Origin of the sequence: Microbacterium sp. 18062, assembly GCF_902706225.1 — a bacterium.
GTDB lineage: Bacteria > Actinomycetota > Actinomycetes > Actinomycetales > Microbacteriaceae > Microbacterium.
This window is the reverse complement of the sequence record NZ_CACSKB010000064.1, coordinates 1-18,422: the sequence shown is the minus strand read 5'-3', so window position 1 is coordinate 18,422 and position 18,422 is coordinate 1. Positions and strand designations below refer to the sequence as shown.

Genomic DNA, 18,422 nt, shown 5'->3' with positions numbered 1-18,422 from the left:
GGCGCGGGGCGGGCGCCGCGCCGCCCGGGCCCGCCGCCCGCCCCGCGCCGCGCCGCGCCATCCGGGCCCGGGTGGGCGGTCAGGCGAGGCGGGTCTCGAACGGCCAGCCGGTGTACGCCTCGGCGAGGTAGGTGCGGCCCGCCTCCGACTCGACGACCGAGCGCAGCTCGCCGAGCTGGCGCAGACGGTCGAAGTCCGATGCGTCGGGTGCGACGTGGAGCATGCTCGTCATCCACCAGGAGAAGTGCTGCGCCTTCCAGATGCGCCGGAGCGCGACGTCGGCGAAGGTGTCGAGCGGCCGGTCGTCGTTCTCGAGGAGGAGTGCGGTGAGGGCCTCGTGCAGCAGCACGACGTCGGCGACGGCGAGGTTCATGCCCTTCGCGCCGGTGGGCGGAACGGTGTGCGCGGCGTCGCCGATCAGGGCGACGCGCCCGCGGCGCAGTCGGTGCGCGACGAAGCTGCGGAAGCGGAGCACGTCGCGCTGGAAGATCGTGCCCTCCCGGAGCGTCGTGCCCGGTACACGGGACTGCAGCTCCGCCCAGATCCGCTGCTCGTCGAGGGCGTCGGGGTCGGCCTCGGGGTCGCACTGGAAGTACATCCGCTGCACCGTGGGGCTCCGCTGGCTGATCAGCGCGAATCCGTTCTCCGAGTTGCTGTAGATCAACTCCTCCGAGCTCGGCGGCGCTTCGCACAGGATGCCGAACCACGCGAAGGGGTACTCGCGGAAGTAGCCGCCGGTCGAGGCCCCGGTGACGGTCGGGCGCACGACCGAGCGCGAGCCGTCCGCGCCGACCACGAAGTCGGCGTCGATCTCGAACGGCTGCCCGTCCGCATCCGTGCCGACGACGCGGGGTCGGTCGGAGTCCGCATCCTCGACCCGTTCGACGCTCGCGCCGAAGCGCAGGTCCTGACCGGCCGCGAGGCGTGCGGCGACGAGGTCGCGCAGCACCTCGTGCTGGGGGTAGAGCCAGACGCTGCGGCCGACGAGCCCGGGGAAGTCGATGCGGTGCCCCTCGCCCGCGAACCTCAGCTCGATGCCGTCGTGGCGGGTGCCGTCCGTGAGCACGCGCGAGGAGGCGCTGCTGGAGACCAGCAGATCGACCGTGCCCTGTTCGAGGATGCCCGCGCGGATCGTGTTCTCGATCTCCTCGCGCGAGCGCTGGTCGAGGACGACCGAGTCGATCCCGGATGCGGCGAGCAGGTGCGAGAGGAGCAGCCCCGCGGGGCCGGCTCCGACGATCGCGACGCGGGTGCGGTCGGCTTCGGTCATGGCGTCTCCTTCGACGTGTGCCCGACGCTTCGGATGGCGGGGCCGTGGGCGGATGCTGCGCCCCCAGTGTGCCGCGCGCTTCGGTGGATTTGACCTGGATTCCCGTTGAACGGGAATCCAGGTCACTCTATTGCCGCGACCCGGACCGAGCCGGGCTCAGCGGCGGTCGGCGCGCAGAGCGGCCTCGATGGCGGATGCGGCCTGTTTCAGCGCGGCGAGCGCCGGGCCGGGCGGGGTCTCGCGGGGCAGGACGACCGACAGTGCGGCGACGACCTCTCCGGCGTCGCGGATCGGCACCGCGACGCCGGTCGAGACCTGCTCGATCGAGCCGGGGGCGACGACGAAGCCCTCGCGACGGACGTCGGCGATGCGGCGGCGGAGCACCGCGGCATCCGTGATCGTCTCCCGCGCGAGGGCGCGCAGGGGGCCGGCGAGCACGCGCTCGCGCAGGGCGAGCGGCGCGTGGGCGAGCAGCACGAGCCCCGACGAGGACGCATGGAGGGGAAGACGGCCGGCGACCCGGGTGATGTTCGCGCCCGCCTGCGGGTGCGACAGCCGCTCGAGGAAGAGCGCCTCGTCCTGCTCGAGCACCGCGAGCTGGGTGTGCTCGCGCACGGCGGCCTGCACGGACTCCATGTGCGGCAGCGCCGCCTGGCGCAGTCGCAGCGCGGTCGAGCCGCGGAGGGCGAGCTCCCAGAGGCGCAGCCCGAGGCGGATTCGGTGGTCCTCGTCGCGTTCGAGCAGCCCCGCCCGCACGAGTTCGTCGACGATGCGGTGCGCGCTGGAGGAGGGAAGCTCGGCGCGTCGCCCGATCTCGGCGGTGGTCTGCACCGTGCGCTCGGACGTGAAGGTCTCGAGCACCCGCACGATGCGCTCGGTCATCGAGTCGCCGCTGGCCGAATTCGCCACGCCCTCACCCTCTCATGCGCGCAGCCCAGCCTTGGCCCACTCCGAGCTCCGTCTGGCACTTCGGCACCGTCTGGCTCGCGGGCATCGGATCCGGCACCCATCCGACCCCTCGGAGCCGACCCATCCGACCCACTGGGCACTCCCGTGCCGCACGTGGCGCCCCGCTCCTCCGCCGCCGGTGTCACCCATCGGTGTCTCACTTGTGCAGGCGGGAAGGGCTCGGGCTCTGCATAAGTGAGACACGGATGCTGCTGGCCCCCGGGTACCCTCGGTCCATGGGCGAGGGCGTGCTGCAACGCACGATGCGCATCCTCGGCGCCTTCACCGAGGACGCGCCGGCGCTGAGTGCGGCAGACCTGGCCGCGCGCACGGGGCTCGCCCTCTCGACCGCGCATCGGCTCATCGCCCAGATGCTCGCGGAGGGACTCCTCTCCCGCGCGCCCGGTCATCGGTACACCGTCGGCGCGCGGCTCTGGGAGATCGGCGAGCTCTCGCCCCTCGCGCAGCGGCTGCGCGAGACCGCCCTGCCGCATATGGTGCGCCTGTACGAGGCCACGGGCGAGAACGTGCACCTCGCCGTGCTCGACGATCCGACCCCGGATGCGGCATCCGCCGTGTTCGCCGGCCGTCTCACCGGCCGCGCCTCGGTGCCGACCCTCGGGAGATCCGGCGGCCGGCATCCGCTGCACACGACGGGCGTCGGCAAGGCGCTGCTGGCCACCCGCGACGACGCCTGGCTCGACGCCTATCTCGCCGTCCCCCTCGTGCCCGAGACGCGGCTGTCGATCACCGACCCGGAGCGACTGCGGCTCGAGGTCCGGCTCGCGCGTCGGCGGGGCTACGCCACGACGCGCGAGGAGATGACGCTCGGCAACATCTCGGTGGCCGCCGCCCTCGGCGCCGTGCCGGGACTGCCCCCGACGGCGCTCGGGATCGTCGCGCACATCGACGACTCGCACGACGAGCGCCGGCTCGCCCCCCTCGTCGTGCAGGCCGCGAAGGACCTCACCCGCGCGCTCCGGCATCCCTGATTCCCACTGGATGGGAATTCGGGTGCGGAAACGTCCGCACCCGGTGCGACCCTGGTTCGACCCGACCCGTCTGGTCCGTCGAAGGAGACCCCATGACCGTTGCCGACTCCGATCCGCGCGGAGAAGAAGCGTTCTCGTCGAGCGTGATCGTCGAGCCGACGGCCGCAGCCCCCGAGTCCCTGCTCGCCTCTCCCGACATGCCCTCGCAGCGCGAGATCAACGCCGAGATGGCCGAGCTCCACGCGGACGCCGAGGCCCGGGTCGCCAGCGGCGAGTCCGTGCCGCGCACCCTCTACGACTTCCCGCCGTACCGGTCGAGCGTGCTGCGGCACCCGACCAAGAACCCGCGGCTGGTGGACCCGGAGACCATCGAGCTGTTCTCGCCGGCGTTCGGGCAGCGCGACGTCGCCGCGATCGAGGCCGACCTCACCCTCCAGCACACCGGCGAGCCGCTCGGCGAGCGCATCACCGTCACGGGCCGCGTGCTCGACGCCTGGGGCCGACCGGTGCGCAACCAGCTGCTCGAGGTGTGGCAGGCGAACTCCGCGGGCCGCTACATCCACCAGCGCGACCAGCATCCCGCCCCCCTCGACCCGAACTTCACGGGCGCGGGCCGCATCGTCACGAACGACGACGGCGAGTACCACTTCACGACGATCAAGCCGGGCCCGTACCCGTGGAAGAACCACGTCAACGCCTGGCGGCCCGCGCACATCCACTTCTCGGTCTTCGGCACCGGGTTCACGCAGCGCATCATCACGCAGATGTACTTCCCGAGCGACCCGCTGTTCGCGCTCGACCCCATCTACAACACGATCCGCAGCCAGAAGGACCGCGACCGGCTGATCGCGACCTACGACCACGACCTGACGGTGCCCGAGTTCTCGATGGGCTACCGCTGGGACATCGTCGTCGACGGGCCGGATGCCACCTGGTTCGAGCCCGAGGGAGAGCACTGAGATGACCGACACCCGCACCGTCCCCACCCGCCTCGGCGAGCCGTCGCTCGAACCGACCGCCGGCCAGACCATCGGTCCCTTCTACGCCTTCGGCATCCAGTACCCCAAGATGCACGAGGTCGTCTTCCCGCACTCGCCGGGGGCGATCGTGCTCGGCGGCACCGTCTACGACGGCGCCGGCGCGCCCATCCCGGACTCGTGCATCGAGATCTGGGGAGCCGACTCCGACGGCACCGTGTCCCGCGGCCGCGGGGCGCGCCGCCGCGACGACCACACCTTCAGCGGGTTCGGACGTGCGTTCACCACCGACGAGGGCCACTACGAGTTCTGGACGCGCAACCCCGGCGCCGAGGCGGGCAAGGCCCCGTTCTTCGCCGCCGTCGTGTTCGCCCGGGGCCTGCCGAACAAGCTGCACACGCGCATCTACCTGCCCGACGACGCCGAGGCGCTCGCGGCGGACCCGCTCCTCGACTCCCTCAGCCCCGAGGAGCGCGCTACGCTCGTCGCAACGCGAACGCCCGAGGGCCACCTCCATCACGACATCCGGCTGCAGGGCGAGAAGGAGACCGTGTTCCTTGCCTTCTGACCCGAAAATCCCCGAGGGGGATTTCCGTGTCCTCCCGGATGGTGAGCGACCCGGGGTCGCTGACGCACCGTCGACCGGTGCCGACGCTCTCGATGCGGGACTCCTGTCGCCGGTCGCCGTCGGCTTCGACGACACGGTGACCGATGCCGCGGTCCTCGGAGCGCTGGTCGCGGCAGAGGTCGCGCTCTCGCGAGCCTGGGCGCGCGTCGGCATCGCGCCGGATGCGGCGATCCTCTCCGCGGCGCTCGGGTGGGCGGGGCCCGGCGCACCCTGCGACGCGGCCTGGCTCCCGCTCGGCGTGGTGGTCGCCGCATCCGTCGCCGGAGGGAACCCTGTGATCCCGCTCGTGGGACGGCTCAAGGAGCGCGTGCCGATCGAGTCGCGCCCCTGGGTGCATCGCGGAGCGACCAGCCAGGACATCCTCGACTCGGCGCTCATGCTCGTCTCCCGGCGCGCGGGTGCCGAGGTGCAGACGGCGCTTCGGGCCACCGAGCAGCACCTCGCCGTCTTCGCCGCCGCGCATCGCGACGACGTCGCCGCCGCCCGCACCCTCACCCAGCATGCGGTGCCGACGACCGTCGGCGCCCGCGCGGCCGGCTGGCTGCGCGGCGTGCACCGTGCCCGCATCCGCCTGGACGCGGCGCTCGCCGCGCTCCCCGCCCAGCTCGGGGGCGCCGGGGGCACCCTCGCCGCGTTCGTGGAGATCGGCGGAGCGGATGCCGCATCCGCCCTGCCCGCGGCCTTCGCCGCCGAGCTCGGCCTCGCCGCGCCCGACGCCCCCTGGCACACGACCCGCTGGCCGGTGACCGAGCTCGGCGACGCGCTCGTGCAGGCGATCGACGCCGTGGGGAAGATCGCCGCCGACGTCGCCACGCTCAGCCGCACCGAGATCGGCGAGCTCGCCGAGGGGACCGGCGGCGGATCGAGCGCGATGCCGCAGAAGCAGAACCCGGCGGGGTCCGTGCTCGTGCGCTCGGCGGCGCTGCGCGCCCCGCAGCTCGGGGCGACCCTGCACCTCGCGTCGGCGCTCGCGGTCGACGAGCGACCCGACGGGGCCTGGCACGCGGAATGGCCGACGCTGCGGGAGCTGCTCCGCCTCGCGCTCGGCGCGACCGGCACCTCCGCGCGGCTCGTCGAGGGGCTGCGCGTCGACGCCGGAGCCACCGCGCGGAACCTCGCGTCGACCGACGGGCTGATCGTCTCCGAACGGCTCTCGATCGCCCTCACCCCGGTGCTCGGCCGCGACGCCGTGTCGCGCATCGTCGCCGAGGCGGGTCGTGGCGGCGACCTCCGCACCCTCGTCGCCCGGGCGCTCGAGGACGCGGGCGACCGCGTGCCGGACGCGCCGCATCCGGCCGACGAGGTCGACGCGCTGCTCGACCCCGCCCGGTACACGGGGCTCGCCTCGGCGCAGGTGGATCGCACGGTGCAGGACCTGCCGGCGCCCGCCGACACCGAGGAGGAGTCCCGATGACCGTCCCCGAGATCGTCCTGACCGAGCCGTCCGGCCCCACCGGCGCCCCGCTGATCGTGCTCGGCCCCTCGCTCGGCACCTCCACGATCCTGTGGGAGACCACGATCCCCCTCCTCAGGGAGCGCTACCGCGTCGCCGCGTGGGACCTTCCCGGCCACGGCGAGTCGCCGCCGCCGACCGCCCCGTTCACCGTCGCCGACATCGCCGACGGCGTCGCGGACGCCGTGCGCGCGCGCGGCGAGGACCGCATCCTGTACGCGGGCGTCTCGCTCGGCGGGGCGACGGGTCTCGAGCTCCTCCTCCGCCACCCCGCGCTGGTCTCCGCCGCTGCGATCGTCGCCTCCGGCGCCCGGCTCGGCGACCCCGGGGCGTGGCACGAGCGGGCCGCCCAGGTGCGTGCGCAGTCGACGTCGTCGCTGATCATCGGCTCCGCCCAGCGCTGGTTCGCGCCCGGCTCGATCGAGCGGCGGCCCGAGCTCAGCGGGCGGCTGCTGCACGCCCTGCAGGACGCCGACGACGAGGGGTACGCCCGGTGCTGCGAGGCGCTCGCCGCCTACGACGTGCGCGACAGCCTCGGCAGGATCGACGTGCCGGTGCGCGCGGTGTGGGGACGGTTCGACCAGGTCGCCCCCGAGCAGAAGGCGACCGAGATCGCGGAGGGCGTCCGCCGCGGCAGCACCGCCGTGATCGAGGACGCGGCGCACCTGCCGCCCGCCGAGCAGCCCGAGGCCACCGCATCCGCACTGCTCGACTTCTTCGACGCCCTCTCGGAAGGACCCCTGCGATGACCCGACCCGACGGCGAAGGGCTCACCGACGAGCAGCGCTACGACCAGGGCATGGGGGTGCGACGCGCGGTGCTCGGCGACGCGCACGTCGACCGGGCCGTGGCGGGGACGGTGCCGCTGACGGCGGACTTCCAGGACCTCATCACCCGGTACGCCTGGGGCGACATCTGGTCGCGGCCGGGGCTCGCGCGCCGCGAGCGATCGGTGGCGGTGCTGACTGCCCTCATCGCGCTCGGGCACCACGAGGAGCTCGCGATGCATCTGCGGGCGGCGATCCGCAACGGCCTCACGCACGACGAGATCGTCGAGGTGATCCTGCAGTCGGCGATCTACTGCGGCGTGCCCGCGGCCAACACCGCGTTCCGCATCGCGAAGGACGTCTTCGCGGAGGAGTGATCCGGTCGCGCCGACGCGAACCCCTCGAAGTAGTCTCCGTTCGCTGGTCGCATATGCGCGGGTGTTGCGGCGTCGCACCCTGTGATCGCGACGAACGAACAGCGGCCGGCGGGCGGATGCCGTCGCGCCCGGCCCAGCCGGGCTATCCCCGGTTCAGCTCCGCCGCCGCGCGGATCAGCTCGACGAAGGCGTCCTCGTCGAGCGCGTCGTGCTCGGCGAGGTCGATCGCGCGGCGGGTGCCGGCGCCGAGGCTCGCGTTGAACAGCCCCCGCGGATCCGGCAGTGAGGCGCCCTTCGCGAAGGTCACCTTGATCTTGTCGCGATAGGTCTCGACCGTGCAGATCAGCCCGGCGAGGGAGAACGTCGGCACCCCGCCGGGATTGGAGGGCTTGCGCCACTTGGTCTCCTCGATCGCCTCCGGCTCCGCCCGTGCGATCAGGGTGCGGACGGCCTCGACCCGGGCCTGTCGCCAATCAGTGCTCATGGGTACACCGTAGCCACCGCTACGCTGGCGGCGTGATCATCCCGACGTCCGCGTCCGGCGCCGCTGCCGACGACCGCATCACGCTGCGATTCCTCTCCACGCCCGCCGACACCGCCGCGGGCGGCAGATCGGTCGCGGCGGGCAGCGTCATGGAGTGGATCGACAAGGCGGGGTACGCCTGCGCGGTCGGATGGTCCGCGGCCTACTGCGTGACGGCCTACGTGGGGAACGTGCGCCATCGTCGCCCGATCCCGCCGGGCAGTCTGATCGAGGTCGAGGCGCGCCTCATCCACACCGGGCGCACCAGCATGCACGTGGTGGTCACGGTCTCGTCCGCCGAGGTCGCCTCCCGCACCTACGCGCCGGCGACGACCTGCATCCTCGTCTTCGTCGCGAAGGATGCGGACGGGCGTCCGACCGAGGTGCCCTCATGGTCGCCGGTGTCGCGCTCCGACCGCAAGCTCGCCGCCGCCGCGCTCGAGCGCATCCCGTCGCGCACCGAGATCAAGCGCCACATGCTCGACGAGGAATACGCCGACGACAGCGAGACGCCACGGGTGACGCTGCGGTTCCTCGTGCCGCCCGGCGTCGTGAACTGGGGCGGCAACGCCCACGGCGGCACCGTCATGCGGTGGATCGACGAGGCCGCCTACGCGGTGGCGGCGTCCTGGGCACGCGACGGCGACGAGGCGAGCCACGCCGTCGCGGTGTACTCCGGCGGCATCCACTTCTTCACCCCGGTGCGGATCGGCGAGCTCGTCGAGGTGGACGCCCGCATCATCCACACGAGCGCGCACAGCATGCACATCAGCATCCGGGTGTCGTCGGCCGATCCGCGCACGCCGCGGGAGCTGACCCTCACCACCCAGTGCATGAGCGTCTTCGTCGTGCCCGGCGCGGACGGAGTGGCCCGGGCGGTGCCGGAGTGGCGACCCCGCACCGACGGGGATCGCCGGCTGCAGGAGCACGCGCGCGAGGTGGTGCGTCTGCGCGAGTCGATCGTGCCGATCCCCGCCTCGCTCACGCTCGAGCCCTGACCGCCTCGTCCGGCACCGTGCTCCGGATGCCGCCTTCGGACGCTCAGTACAGCGGCACGGTGAGGATCTCGTCGATCCTGCGACGGTAGTGCGCCACCATGTCGATCTCGGCCGGCGAGTAGAGCCACTGCACCTGCAGCCCGTCGATCAAGGCGACCAGGTCGACGGCGGCCTGGCCGGGATCGATGCCCGGCCTCAGCGCACCCTGTCCGGCGAGATCCCGGAGCGCCGCCGACATCCTGCTCCGCGTGAGGTCGTAGCGCCGGGTGAAGTACTCGAACGCGGGGTGGCCCGGCTCGGTGGCCTCGGCCGAGAGCACAGCGAACAGGCTGACGAGCCCCGGGTGCGCCGCGTTGTGCTCGATGATGCGGGCGATCTGCCGGAAGTAGACGAGACCGTCCGGGGGATCGCCGCCCAGGTCCGCCAGGAACCGCTCGGTGTCCTGGCGATCGCGTTCCTCGAGAACGGCGCGCAGCAGATCCTCCTTGGTGGGGAAATGATGCAGCAGACCCGCGCGCGACACCCCGCAGTCCGCGGCGATCTGCAGGATGGACGCACCACGGAATCCCTGTGTGCTGAAGGCGGTGAAAGCCTTCGCGACGATCTGCTGGCGTCTCGCGGTGCCCTTCGCGTAGTTTCGGCGGGCCGCCATCGGAACCTCCCGTTCCCCTCATGATACTGAGCGCCGCGGGTGCGCCAGCCGCTCAGGACGGGCTCGAACGTGCCTCGGATCGACCCCGAAAAGAAACCTACATAGGTGTCGGTTTTGCTGCTACCGTGGCGATGCCGCGCCGATGACGATGTCGGCGCGGGTCCGGCGATGAAGCCGGGCGAGCACAGCACTCAGGAGATAACAATGACGTTAGGAAGACTGAAGGCCGTCGCCGCGGGCATAGCCATGGCGGCGCTCGCCCTGACCGGATGCAGCGCCCCCTCGAGCGACGGATCCGGAGACGCCGCCGTCCTCACGCTTGGAACCCTCATCGAGCCGACCTCGTTCGATCCGAACCAGGCTCAGGAGGGGCACTTCATGCAGTTCTATCAGGCCGCATACGACAGCCTGATCCGTCGTGCCCCCGACGGCGGGTTCGAGCCCATGCTCGCCACGGCATGGGAGTTCAGCGAGGACGGGATGCAGCTCACGCTCACCCTGCGCGACGACGTCACCTTCAGCGACGGCGCCGTCTTCGACGCCGAGGCGGCCAAGGCGAACCTCGAGCACTTCCGCACCGGAACCGGACCGCAGGGACACACCCTCGCGGCGGTCGAGTCCATCGACGTCGTCGACGATCACACGATCGCCATCGATCTGAGCGTGCCGGAGCCCGCGCTCCTGATCTACCTCAGCAACGCCGCCGGTCTCATGGGAAGCCCGGAGGCCCTCGGCACCGACGAGATCAAGACGAACCCGGTCGGTTCGGGCCCCTACGTCCTCGACGCCTCCGCCACCACGATCGGATCGCAGTACACGTTCGTCAAGAACGAGGACTACTGGGCGCCGGAGCTCCAGCAGTTCGATCGCGTGGTCTTCTCCTACATCCCCGACATCACGGCGCGGTACAACGCGCTCGCCAGCGGTCAGGTCGATGCGGCGATCCTCGACGCGAAGACCGCATCGCAGGCCGACGCGGCCGGTCTCGTCCCGCACATCCAGGGGCTCGACTGGCAGGGGCTGATCCTCTTCGACCGTGCCGGGCAGCTCGTCCCCGCTCTCGGGGATGTGCGCGTGCGCCAGGCGATCAACCACGCCATCGACAAGGAGGCCATCCTCGCGCAGATCCAGGGCGGCCGCGGCGAGCTCACCGACCAGGTCTTCGGGCCGAACTCCACGGGTTTCGTAGAGGAGCTCGAGGGCACGTACGCCTATGACCCCGCGCGCGCCGGCGAGCTGATCGCCGAGGCGGGATACGCCGACGGGTTCGCGATCGACATGCCGATCTGGGCGAACTTCGACCAGGCCCTCGCCGCGGTCATCAGGGAACAGCTCGGCGCGGTCGGCATCACGGTGAACTTCGTCGAGGTGCCGGCGGCCGACGCGCTCACCGAGATGGTCTCGGGACGTTTCCCCGCCACGTGGATGTCGCTGTTCCAGCCGTCGAGCTGGACGACGATCAACCAGGCGATCGCACCGACGGCGCTGTTCAACGCCCTCGACTCGACCGACCCCGCGGTGACGGATCTCATCACCCGGGTGCAGTTCGGCGATGAGACCGAGGCCGCGGCCGCGGCCGCGGAGCTGGGCACGTACCTCGTCGAGAACGCCTGGTTCGCGCCGTGGTACCGCCCCGACCAGCTCTACTACGGCAACGACAGCGTCGACGTCGTCGTGCAGGTGGAGCAGGCCGTCCCCTCCCTCTACAACTACTCGCCCGCGAGCTGACCGGCTGCGGGCCGTCCGGGACGAACTGCTCTTCCCGGACGGCCCGCCCGCCCGCCTCGCCCCAGGGGGACCATCATGCTGGCATTTCTTCTCAAGAGGCTCGGATCGAGCGTGCTCCTGCTGTTCGTCGTCACCGCGTTCACCTTCGCGATGGTCTTCTCGGCGGGCAGGAACGTCGCGCGCGTCATCCTCGGCGACTACGCCACCGAGGAGCAGGTCGCGCTGAAGGCCGAGGAGCTCGGCATCGATCAGCCGCTGCCGGTGCAGTTCGCCGCATGGCTGGGCAGAGCGCTCACCGGCGACCTCGGCCGGTCCTGGTTCACGAGCGAGCCGGTCGTCCAGGCGCTGTCGACGCGCCTGACGGTCACCTTCTCGATCGTGCTCATCGTCATCGTCATCTCCGCGGTGCTCTCGGTCGCGCTGGGGCTCGCCGCAGCGGTCCGGCGCGGATGGGTCGACCGGCTCGTCCAGGTGCTCGCGGTGCTCGGGTACGCGATCCCGGGCTTCATCCTGGCGATCATCCTCGTGACGGTCTTCGCGGTGCAGCTGGGCTGGTTCCCCGCCACCGGCTTCACACCGTTCGCCGAGAACCCGCAGGCCTGGCTGCTGTCGATCACCCTGCCGGTCATGGCGCTCGTGCTGTCGACCGTCGCCTCCACCGCGCAGCAGATCCGCAGCTCGCTGATCGACGTGCTCCGGCGAGACTATGTGCGCACGCTCCGCAGCCGCGGGCTCGGCAGACGGGAGATCCTGCTGCGGCATGTCCTGCGCTCGGCATCACCACCCGGCTTGACCGTGCTCGCCCTGCAGTTCGTCGGGCTGCTGGGCGGTGCCGTCATCGTCGAGCAGGTGTTCGCGCTGCCCGGCCTCGGCTACCTCGCCGTCCAGTCGACCACGCGCGGCGATCTGCCCATCGTCATGGGCGTGGTGCTGGCCACGGTCGTCCTCGTCGTCGTCGTCAACCTCGCCATCGACCTGCTGGTCGGATGGCTCAACCCGAAGGCGCGTGTCTCATGAGCCAGCCCGTGACTCCCACCGTCTCGGTCCACGTCGTCACCTCCAGCAGACGGGGCACCGTGCGACGCCTGCTGTCGAACCCGCTCGGCGTGATCTCGCTCGCGGTGATCGCGGTCGCGGTGCTCGCCAGCGTCCTCGCCCCGGTGGTCGCGCCGTACAACCCCGATGCGACCGACCTGTCGAACGTGCTCGCCGGTCCGAGCGCAGCGCACTGGTTCGGCACCGACAGCGTCGGGCGCGACGTGCTGTCCCGCCTGCTCCACGGCGGACAGGTGACGTTCGCGGCCGCGGCTCTCGCGACCCTCGTCGCCCTCGTCATCGGGGTGCCGGCCGGCCTCGTCGCCGGGTACTACGGCGGTCGCTTCGACGCCGTGTCGTACTGGCTCAGCGACATGCTCATGTCGCTGCCGGGCATCATCATCCTGCTCGCCGCGCGCGCGGCGCTCGGGCCGAGCGTCTGGTACTCGATGGTGATCTTCGGCGTGCTGTTCAGCCCCTCCTTCTACCGTCTCGTGCGCACCTCGGTCATCTCGGTGCGTCACGAGCTGTACGTCGACGCCGCGAAGGTGTCGGGCCTGCCGGACATCCGCATCATCGGACGTCACGTCCTCTACGTCGTGCGCGCGCCCATCATCATCCAGGCGGCTCTGATCGCGGGGATCGCCATCGCCGTCCAGGCCGGACTGGAGTTTCTGGGCCTCGGCGACCAGTCGGTGCCGAGCTGGGGCATGATGCTCAACGAGGGATTCCGCAACGTCTTCCTCAGCCCGGGTTTCCTGGTCTGGCCGGCGGGTGCGATCGCCCTCGTCACCGGCGCGCTCGCCCTGCTGGGCAACGCGCTGCGCGACGCGCTCGAGGACGGCGAGAAGGCGCCGCGGCAGCGTCGCGTGCGAGATGCGCGGAGAGCAGCGCTCTCCGCGGCCGAGGAGCAGGAGGAGCAGGAGGAGCACGAGCAGCGGTCCGTCGACGACGGGCACCTGCTCTCGGTGCGGGGCCTGACCATCGAATACCCCGGGGCGGGAGGCGGTCGCGCCCGCGTCGTGGACGATGTCTCCTTCCACGTCGACCGGGGCGAAGTGCTGGGCATCGTCGGCGAGTCGGGCTCGGGAAAGACTCAGACGGCCTTCGCGGTGCTCGGGCTGCTGCCCGACGACGCCGACATCGTCGCGGGGCGGATCGTCATCGACGGCATCGAGGTGGTCGGCGGATGCAGCGGCCGGAACGGCAAGGCGATCGAGCCGTTGCGGGGCGTGCGGATCGGCTACGTCCCGCAGGAGCCGATGTCGAACCTCGACCCGGCCTTCACGATCGGCTACCAGCTCGCCCGCCCGCTCATCAAACGCAAGGGGATGAGCAAGGCGCAGGCGCGACGGCGAGCCCTCGAGCTGCTGGAGATCGTCGGCATCCCCGAACCCGAGCGCACCTTCGCCGCGTATCCGCACGAGATCTCCGGCGGCATGGCGCAGCGCGTGCTGATCGCGGGTGCGGTCGGCTGCGAGCCCGACCTGCTCATCGCCGACGAGCCGACCACGGCGCTGGACGTGACCGTGCAGGCCGAAGTGCTCGACCTGCTGCGCGATCTGCAGCAGCGCCTGGGAATGGGCGTGGTGCTCGTCACGCACAACTTCGGCGTGGTCGCCGACATCTGCGACCGCATCGTCGTGATGAAGAGCTCCCGGGTCGTCGAGAGCGGCGAGGTGCGGGCCGTCCTTCGGGAGCCGTCGCAGGCCTACACCGCAGAGCTGCTGGCATCGACCCTCGAGGGCAAGCCTCGTCGCACGATGCTGCTCGACACCCCGACGGAGGGCACCCGATGAGCACCGAGAGCCCGCCGACGGGAGAGCCGCTGCTGATCGTCGAGGACCTCGACGTGGAGTACCGGGCGAAGCGGTCGAGGACGCCGTTCCGCGCGGTCGAGGGCGCGAACCTGCAGATCCGCCCCGGCGAGACTCTGGGGCTCGTGGGCGAGTCGGGATCCGGGAAGACGACGATCGGCCGGGCCATCCTGGGGCTGGCGCCTGTGTCGAAGGGGCGCATCGTCTTCGCCGGCGCCGACATCTCCCACGCGAACCGTCGCGCCCGGCAGGCGCTGAGTCGTGACCTCCAGGTCGTGTTCCAGGACCCGTACTCCTCCTTGAACCCGTCCATGACCGTGGGAGACATCCTCGCGGAGCCGCTGGCCACCGCCGGGACCGATCGGCGCCGTGCACGGGCGCGGGTCGCCGAGCTGCTCGATCAGGTCGGGCTGCCCGCAGACACGGCATCCCGCCTGCCGCGGGAGTTCAGCGGCGGCCAGCGGCAGCGCGTCGCGATCGCCCGGGCGCTGGCCCTCGATCCCCGGCTGATCGTCTGCGACGAGCCGGTGAGCGCGCTCGACCTGTCGACGCAGGCCCGCATCCTCGACCTGCTGCTGCGCATCCAGCTCGAGACGGGTGTGTCCTACCTGTTCGTCTCGCACGACCTCGACGTGGTGCGCCACATCAGCCATCGTGTCGCCGTCATCTATCGGGGGCGCATCGTCGAGCAGGGGGACGCCGACCAGGTCACCGAGAATCCGGAGCACCCGTACACCCGGCGGCTGCTCATGGCCTCGCCGGTCATCGACCCCGACCGGCAGGCCGAACGCCGGAGGGCGCGTCGCGCCCTCGCCCCGACCGCGACCGCGACCGCGACCACGACCACGACCAACTGACCCCGTCATCCCATCGACAGGAAAGAGACCATGACCACTCCGCAGCTGTCCGTTCAGCTCTACTCCGTCGACGACCAGCTCGCCGAGGACCTCGACGGCACCCTGCGACGGCTCGCAGGCCTCGGTCTGCGCCAGGTGGAGGCGTTCGACTTCGTGCGACGCGCCTCGGAGCTGCGTACGGCTCTCGACCGTCACGGCCTCGTCGCCAGGACCGGGCACGCGACGTTCCTCTCCGACGAGCTGAGGTTCGGGGACAGCGTGGTCGCTGTGCCGCCGCGCGCCGAGACCTTCTCCGCGGCGCGCGAGCTCGGGCTGTCGATCGTCATCGACGCGTTCGTGCCGCCGGCTCGGTGGGCGGATGCCGCCGAGATCGAGCGCACCGCCTCGCTGCTGAACGCGGCGGCCGCCGAGGCGGCCGAGCACGGTCTGCGCGTCGGCTACCACAACCACGCGCACGAGTTCGCGCACGAGTTCGACGGCAGGAGCGGCTACGAGCTGCTCGTCGGCCGGCTCGACGAGGCGGTCGTGCTCGAGCTCGACGCATACTGGGCCGCCGTCGCGGGGCAGGACGTGCCCGCCCTGCTCGGCCGACTCGGAGACCGGGTTCGTGCGGTGCACGTCAAGGACGGACCGCTGCCGCAGGAGGACCCGCTGTCGTCCGGGGCACCCTTCGACCCCGCGGCGCTGGGGCAGCAGCCCGCGGGGCGAGGAGAGGTGCCGCTCGGGCTCATCCTCGATGCGGCGGTCGCCATCGAGTACGCCGTCATCGAGTTCGACCACTACGGCGGAGACGTCTTCGACGGGATCGCGCAGAGCATCGCCTATCTGCGGGAGAGGGGGATCCGCCGATGACCGCCAACGGACCGGTGGGCATCGGCTTCATCGGCACCGGGATGATCAGCGACACGTACCTGGAGAACCTCACGAGGTTCCCGGACGTGCGGGTCGTGATCCTCGGCGACCTCGATGTCGAGCGCGCCGCCGCGCAGGCGTCCAAGCACGCGGTGCCCGCGTGGGGGACGAGCACCGATGTGCTGACCCATCCCGACGTCGAGATCGTCGTGAACCTGACGATACCGGCCGTGCACGCGGAGGTCTCCTCCGCGGCGATCGCCGCGGGCAAGCACGTGTGGGTCGAGAAGCCCATCAGCGTCGATCGCGCCAGCGGGCAGGCGCTGATCGCGCGGGCGCGGGCCGCGGGGCTGAGGGTCGGAGTGGCGCCCGACACGGTGCTCGGTCCCGGGGTGCAGACGGTGCGGCGTGCGATCGCGCGCGGGGAGATCGGCACGCCGATCGCGGCGCAGACGGTGATGCAGCATCAGGGCCCCGACGTCTTCCATCCGAACCCCGACTTCTTCTTCGCCCGTGGTGCCGGTCCGCTGCTGGACATGGGCCCCTACTACGTCACCGCTCTCGTAGGCCTGTTCGGGCCGGTCGCGCGCGTGGCGGCGTTCGGCACGAGGGGACGCACGACGCGCACCGTCCAGGTCGGCCCGCGAGCGGGCACCGAGTTCCCCGTCGACGTCCCCACACATGTGAGCGCGATCATCGAGTTCGAACGCGGCGGCGTGGCCCAGAGCCTGTTCAGCTTCGACTCGCGGCTGCCCCGGGTGGGATACGTCGAGATCACGGGCACGGAGGGCACGCTGCTCGCGCCCGACCCGAACATGTTCGACGGCGAGATCTCGTTGACCCGTGCCTCGACCTTCGGGCCCGGCGGCATCGACACCGAGTGGGTGGACGTGCCGTTGTCGGGCGCACTCGCCGGGCGCGGTCTCGGCGTGCTCGACATGGCCCGAGCGATCCGCACCGGCCAGCCGCACGCCGCCACGGCGGAGCTCGGGTATCACGTGCTCGACACGCTCACGGCGATCGAGGAGGCGGCGGCCCGCGCCGATGTCGTCGACGTGGCCAGCACGATCGGCGAGATCGCCCTCATCCCCGAGGACCGCGACCCGTTCGAGGCCACGTTGTGAGCGGGGAGGCGCCCGGGTCGGGCTTCCTGGGCGGCGGCTTCATGGCCGCCGTGCACTCCCGAGCGGCTCGCGCGGCCGGGGGCAGGCAGGTGGCCCTGGCGAGCTCCTCCCCGGAGCGGGCGCGCATCGCCGCCGCGGAGCTCGGCATCGAGCATGCCGTCGACGACGCCTCGTCGCTCGTCGCGCATCCCGACGTCGAGCTGGTGCACGTGTGCACACCGAACACGCAGCAGGCGCTCGCCGCGATCGAGGCCGGGCGTCACGTCATCTGCGAGAAGCCCCTGGCTGTCGCCTCGGAGGACGCGAGGATGCTCGCTGCGCGTGCGCACGAGGCCGGGCTCGTGGGCGCGGTGCCGTTCGTGTACCGTTACCACCCCGCCGTCCGCGAGGCGCGGCGCCGGGTGGCGCAGGGCGAGCTCGGCACCGTGCTGACGGTGGATGCCGCCTACCTGCAGGACTGGCTGATGGGTGCGTCCGACCAGAACTGGCGGACCACCGTCGCGGCGGGCGGGGCGTCCCGCGCATTCGCCGACATCGGGTCGCACCTGTGCGACCTCATCGAGTTCGTCACCGGCGAGCGCATCGTGCGGCTGACCGCGCGCACCCGCACGGTCTTCCCCATCCGCAGCGGTGCCGCCGTCGCCAACGAGGATGTCGCGGCGGTCCTCGTCGAGCTGTCGGGAGGAGCGTTCGGCACGCTGCTGGTCTCTCAGCTGGCGCCCGGCCGGAAGAACGCGCTCGTCCTGGAGATCCACGGCAGCGAGAGCTCGGTGCGATTCGAGCAGGAGCGCCCCGAAGAGCTGTGGATCGGCCGGCGCGCCGGCTCGATGCTGCTGCTGCGCGACCCGGACCAGGACGGGCCCGACGCCGCACGGCTCTCACGCGTGCCCGCCGGGCACGCGCAGGGGTACCAGGACGCGTTCAACGCCTTCGTCGCCGATGTGCACACCGCCATCGCCGGAGAGGCCCCCGAAGGACTCCCCACGTTCGACGACGGCGTGCGGGCCGTCGAACTGACCGATGCCGTGCTCGCCTCGGCAAGCCAGGATGGATGGATCGACACCGTGCCGGACGCTCCGGCACCGGAGAGGGGCTGAGGAACCATGACGACGCATCCGGTGACTCTGTTCACGGGGCAGTGGGCCGATCTTCCGTTCGAGGAGGTGGCGCGGTTGGCGGCGGGGTGGGGGTATGACGGCCTGGAGGTCGCGGCATCCGGCGACCATCTCGATCTCGCGCGGGCTGATGTGGACGACGTGTATCTGCGGTCGAGGCGGGAGATCCTGGATCGGTACGGCTTGGAGGTGTTCGCGATCTCGAATCATCTGGCGGGTCAGGCCGTGTGTGATGCGCCCATCGATTTCCGGCACCGGGCGATTCTGCGTGACGAGGTGTGGGGTGATGGCGAGGCGGAGGGGGTGCGT

The 18,422-nt window shown here is 71.7% G+C and carries 18 protein-coding genes and 1 pseudogene; 15 read left to right on the top strand and 4 right to left on the bottom strand.

The features are described 5' to 3' along the window. Positions 1-79: 79 nt before the first annotated feature. Positions 80-1,270 carry a 4-hydroxybenzoate 3-monooxygenase gene (locus tag GVL03_RS17120; protein ID WP_159502220.1) on the bottom strand — a complete coding sequence of 397 codons (1,191 nt, stop codon included), beginning with the start codon at positions 1,268-1,270 and terminating at the stop codon, positions 80-82. Between the two features lie 156 nt (positions 1,271-1,426). Continuing rightward, positions 1,427-2,179: an IclR family transcriptional regulator gene (locus tag GVL03_RS17115; RefSeq protein ID WP_159502219.1), complete on the bottom strand. Its 753-nt coding sequence runs from the start codon at positions 2,177-2,179 to the stop codon at positions 1,427-1,429. 275 nt (positions 2,180-2,454) lie between these two features. On the opposite strand from GVL03_RS17115, the gene GVL03_RS17110 reads away from it, so the two are divergent. The 6 genes from GVL03_RS17110 (at position 2,455) to pcaC (ending at position 7,412) form a co-directional block, all read left to right on the top strand. Continuing rightward, on the top strand, positions 2,455-3,210 hold the full coding sequence (locus GVL03_RS17110) for an IclR family transcriptional regulator (RefSeq protein WP_235038214.1): 756 nt from the start codon (positions 2,455-2,457) through the stop codon (positions 3,208-3,210). A gap of 92 nt (positions 3,211-3,302) precedes the next feature. Continuing rightward, the gene (gene pcaH, locus GVL03_RS17105; RefSeq protein ID WP_159502217.1) at positions 3,303-4,169 is read left to right on the top strand and encodes a protocatechuate 3,4-dioxygenase subunit beta; all 867 of its coding nucleotides are present in this window, start codon (positions 3,303-3,305) and stop codon (positions 4,167-4,169) included. 1 nt (position 4,170) lies between these two features. Then, the gene (pcaG, locus tag GVL03_RS17100; RefSeq protein ID WP_159502216.1) at positions 4,171-4,755 is read left to right on the top strand and encodes a protocatechuate 3,4-dioxygenase subunit alpha; all 585 of its coding nucleotides are present in this window, start codon (positions 4,171-4,173) and stop codon (positions 4,753-4,755) included. Then, positions 4,745-6,229, top strand: coding sequence for a lyase family protein (locus GVL03_RS17095; RefSeq protein WP_235038213.1), 1,485 nt, complete (start codon positions 4,745-4,747; stop codon positions 6,227-6,229). Before pcaG ends, GVL03_RS17095 begins: the two co-directional genes overlap by 11 nt. Beyond that, positions 6,226-7,017, top strand: a complete 792-nt coding sequence (locus GVL03_RS17090) for an alpha/beta fold hydrolase (RefSeq protein ID WP_159502215.1) — start codon at positions 6,226-6,228, stop codon at positions 7,015-7,017. Before GVL03_RS17095 ends, GVL03_RS17090 begins: the two co-directional genes overlap by 4 nt. Further along, on the top strand, positions 7,014-7,412 hold the full coding sequence (pcaC, locus tag GVL03_RS17085; protein ID WP_159502214.1) for a 4-carboxymuconolactone decarboxylase: 399 nt from the start codon (positions 7,014-7,016) through the stop codon (positions 7,410-7,412). The genes GVL03_RS17090 and pcaC overlap by 4 nt, the downstream gene beginning before the upstream one ends. Before the next feature lie 142 nt (positions 7,413-7,554). Here the strand turns inward: pcaC and GVL03_RS17080 are convergent, their stop codons facing one another. Continuing rightward, on the bottom strand, positions 7,555-7,896 hold the full coding sequence (locus GVL03_RS17080; RefSeq protein WP_159502213.1) for a DUF1801 domain-containing protein: 342 nt from the start codon (positions 7,894-7,896) through the stop codon (positions 7,555-7,557). A 32-nt stretch (positions 7,897-7,928) separates the two neighbouring features. Between GVL03_RS17080 and GVL03_RS17075 the strand changes: the two genes are divergently transcribed. Further along, entirely contained in the window at positions 7,929-8,933 is a 1,005-nt protein-coding gene (locus GVL03_RS17075; protein WP_235038212.1) for an acyl-CoA thioesterase, read from the top strand. Between the two features lie 43 nt (positions 8,934-8,976). Here the strand turns inward: GVL03_RS17075 and GVL03_RS17070 are convergent, their stop codons facing one another. Next, positions 8,977-9,585 (bottom strand): TetR/AcrR family transcriptional regulator, encoded by a 609-nt coding sequence (locus GVL03_RS17070; RefSeq protein ID WP_159502212.1) that lies wholly within the window; start codon positions 9,583-9,585, stop codon positions 8,977-8,979. 204 nt (positions 9,586-9,789) lie between these two features. Here GVL03_RS17070 and GVL03_RS17065 point away from each other — a divergent pair, with 204 nt between their 5' ends. The 8 genes and pseudogenes from GVL03_RS17065 to GVL03_RS17030 all read left to right on the top strand — a co-directional run. Continuing rightward, positions 9,790-11,313, top strand: coding sequence for an ABC transporter substrate-binding protein (locus tag GVL03_RS17065; protein WP_159502211.1), 1,524 nt, complete (start codon positions 9,790-9,792; stop codon positions 11,311-11,313). Positions 11,314-11,388: 75 nt separating this feature from the next. Then, positions 11,389-12,330 (top strand): ABC transporter permease, encoded by a 942-nt coding sequence (locus GVL03_RS17060; protein ID WP_159502210.1) that lies wholly within the window; start codon positions 11,389-11,391, stop codon positions 12,328-12,330. Then, complete coding sequence (locus GVL03_RS17055) at positions 12,327-14,147, top strand: dipeptide/oligopeptide/nickel ABC transporter permease/ATP-binding protein (RefSeq protein ID WP_159502209.1); 1,821 nt, start codon at positions 12,327-12,329, stop codon at positions 14,145-14,147. Before GVL03_RS17060 ends, GVL03_RS17055 begins: the two co-directional genes overlap by 4 nt. After that, positions 14,144-15,022 carry an ATP-binding cassette domain-containing protein gene (locus GVL03_RS17050; protein WP_159502208.1) on the top strand — a complete coding sequence of 293 codons (879 nt, stop codon included), beginning with the start codon at positions 14,144-14,146 and terminating at the stop codon, positions 15,020-15,022. The genes GVL03_RS17055 and GVL03_RS17050 overlap by 4 nt, the downstream gene beginning before the upstream one ends. A gap of 30 nt (positions 15,023-15,052) precedes the next feature. Further along, positions 15,053-15,874: a sugar phosphate isomerase/epimerase gene (locus GVL03_RS17045; protein ID WP_159502207.1), complete on the top strand. Its 822-nt coding sequence runs from the start codon at positions 15,053-15,055 to the stop codon at positions 15,872-15,874. Continuing rightward, entirely contained in the window at positions 15,871-16,998 is a 1,128-nt protein-coding gene (locus GVL03_RS17040; RefSeq protein WP_159502206.1) for a Gfo/Idh/MocA family protein, read from the top strand. The genes GVL03_RS17045 and GVL03_RS17040 overlap by 4 nt, the downstream gene beginning before the upstream one ends. Next, positions 16,995-18,095 (top strand): Gfo/Idh/MocA family protein, encoded by a 1,101-nt coding sequence (locus GVL03_RS17035; protein WP_306770350.1) that lies wholly within the window; start codon positions 16,995-16,997, stop codon positions 18,093-18,095. The genes GVL03_RS17040 and GVL03_RS17035 overlap by 4 nt, the downstream gene beginning before the upstream one ends. Before the next feature lie 6 nt (positions 18,096-18,101). Beyond that, positions 18,102-18,422: pseudogene (locus tag GVL03_RS17030) on the top strand (sugar phosphate isomerase/epimerase); the annotation flags it as partial.

Bases quoted from the DNA above. Each gene is read 5' to 3' on its own strand.
- GVL03_RS17050 (WP_159502208.1), top strand. From the start codon at position 14,144: ATGAGCACCGAGAGCCCGCCGACGGGAGAGCCGCTGCTGATCGTCGAG.
- GVL03_RS17110 (WP_235038214.1), top strand. From the start codon at position 2,455: ATGGGCGAGGGCGTGCTGCAACGCACGATGCGCATCCTCGGCGCCTTC.
- GVL03_RS17065 (WP_159502211.1), top strand. From the start codon at position 9,790: ATGACGTTAGGAAGACTGAAGGCCGTCGCCGCGGGCATAGCCATGGCG.
- pcaC (WP_159502214.1), top strand. From the start codon at position 7,014: ATGACCCGACCCGACGGCGAAGGGCTCACCGACGAGCAGCGCTACGAC.
- GVL03_RS17060 (WP_159502210.1), top strand. From the start codon at position 11,389: ATGCTGGCATTTCTTCTCAAGAGGCTCGGATCGAGCGTGCTCCTGCTG.
- GVL03_RS17055 (WP_159502209.1), top strand. From the start codon at position 12,327: ATGAGCCAGCCCGTGACTCCCACCGTCTCGGTCCACGTCGTCACCTCC.
- GVL03_RS17070 (WP_159502212.1), bottom strand. From the start codon at position 9,585: ATGGCGGCCCGCCGAAACTACGCGAAGGGCACCGCGAGACGCCAGCAG.
- GVL03_RS17090 (WP_159502215.1), top strand. From the start codon at position 6,226: ATGACCGTCCCCGAGATCGTCCTGACCGAGCCGTCCGGCCCCACCGGC.
- GVL03_RS17080 (WP_159502213.1), bottom strand. From the start codon at position 7,896: ATGAGCACTGATTGGCGACAGGCCCGGGTCGAGGCCGTCCGCACCCTG.
- pcaG (WP_159502216.1), top strand. From the start codon at position 4,171: ATGACCGACACCCGCACCGTCCCCACCCGCCTCGGCGAGCCGTCGCTC.
- pcaH (WP_159502217.1), top strand. From the start codon at position 3,303: ATGACCGTTGCCGACTCCGATCCGCGCGGAGAAGAAGCGTTCTCGTCG.
- GVL03_RS17120 (WP_159502220.1), bottom strand. From the start codon at position 1,270: ATGACCGAAGCCGACCGCACCCGCGTCGCGATCGTCGGAGCCGGCCCC.
- GVL03_RS17045 (WP_159502207.1), top strand. From the start codon at position 15,053: ATGACCACTCCGCAGCTGTCCGTTCAGCTCTACTCCGTCGACGACCAG.
- GVL03_RS17040 (WP_159502206.1), top strand. From the start codon at position 15,871: ATGACCGCCAACGGACCGGTGGGCATCGGCTTCATCGGCACCGGGATG.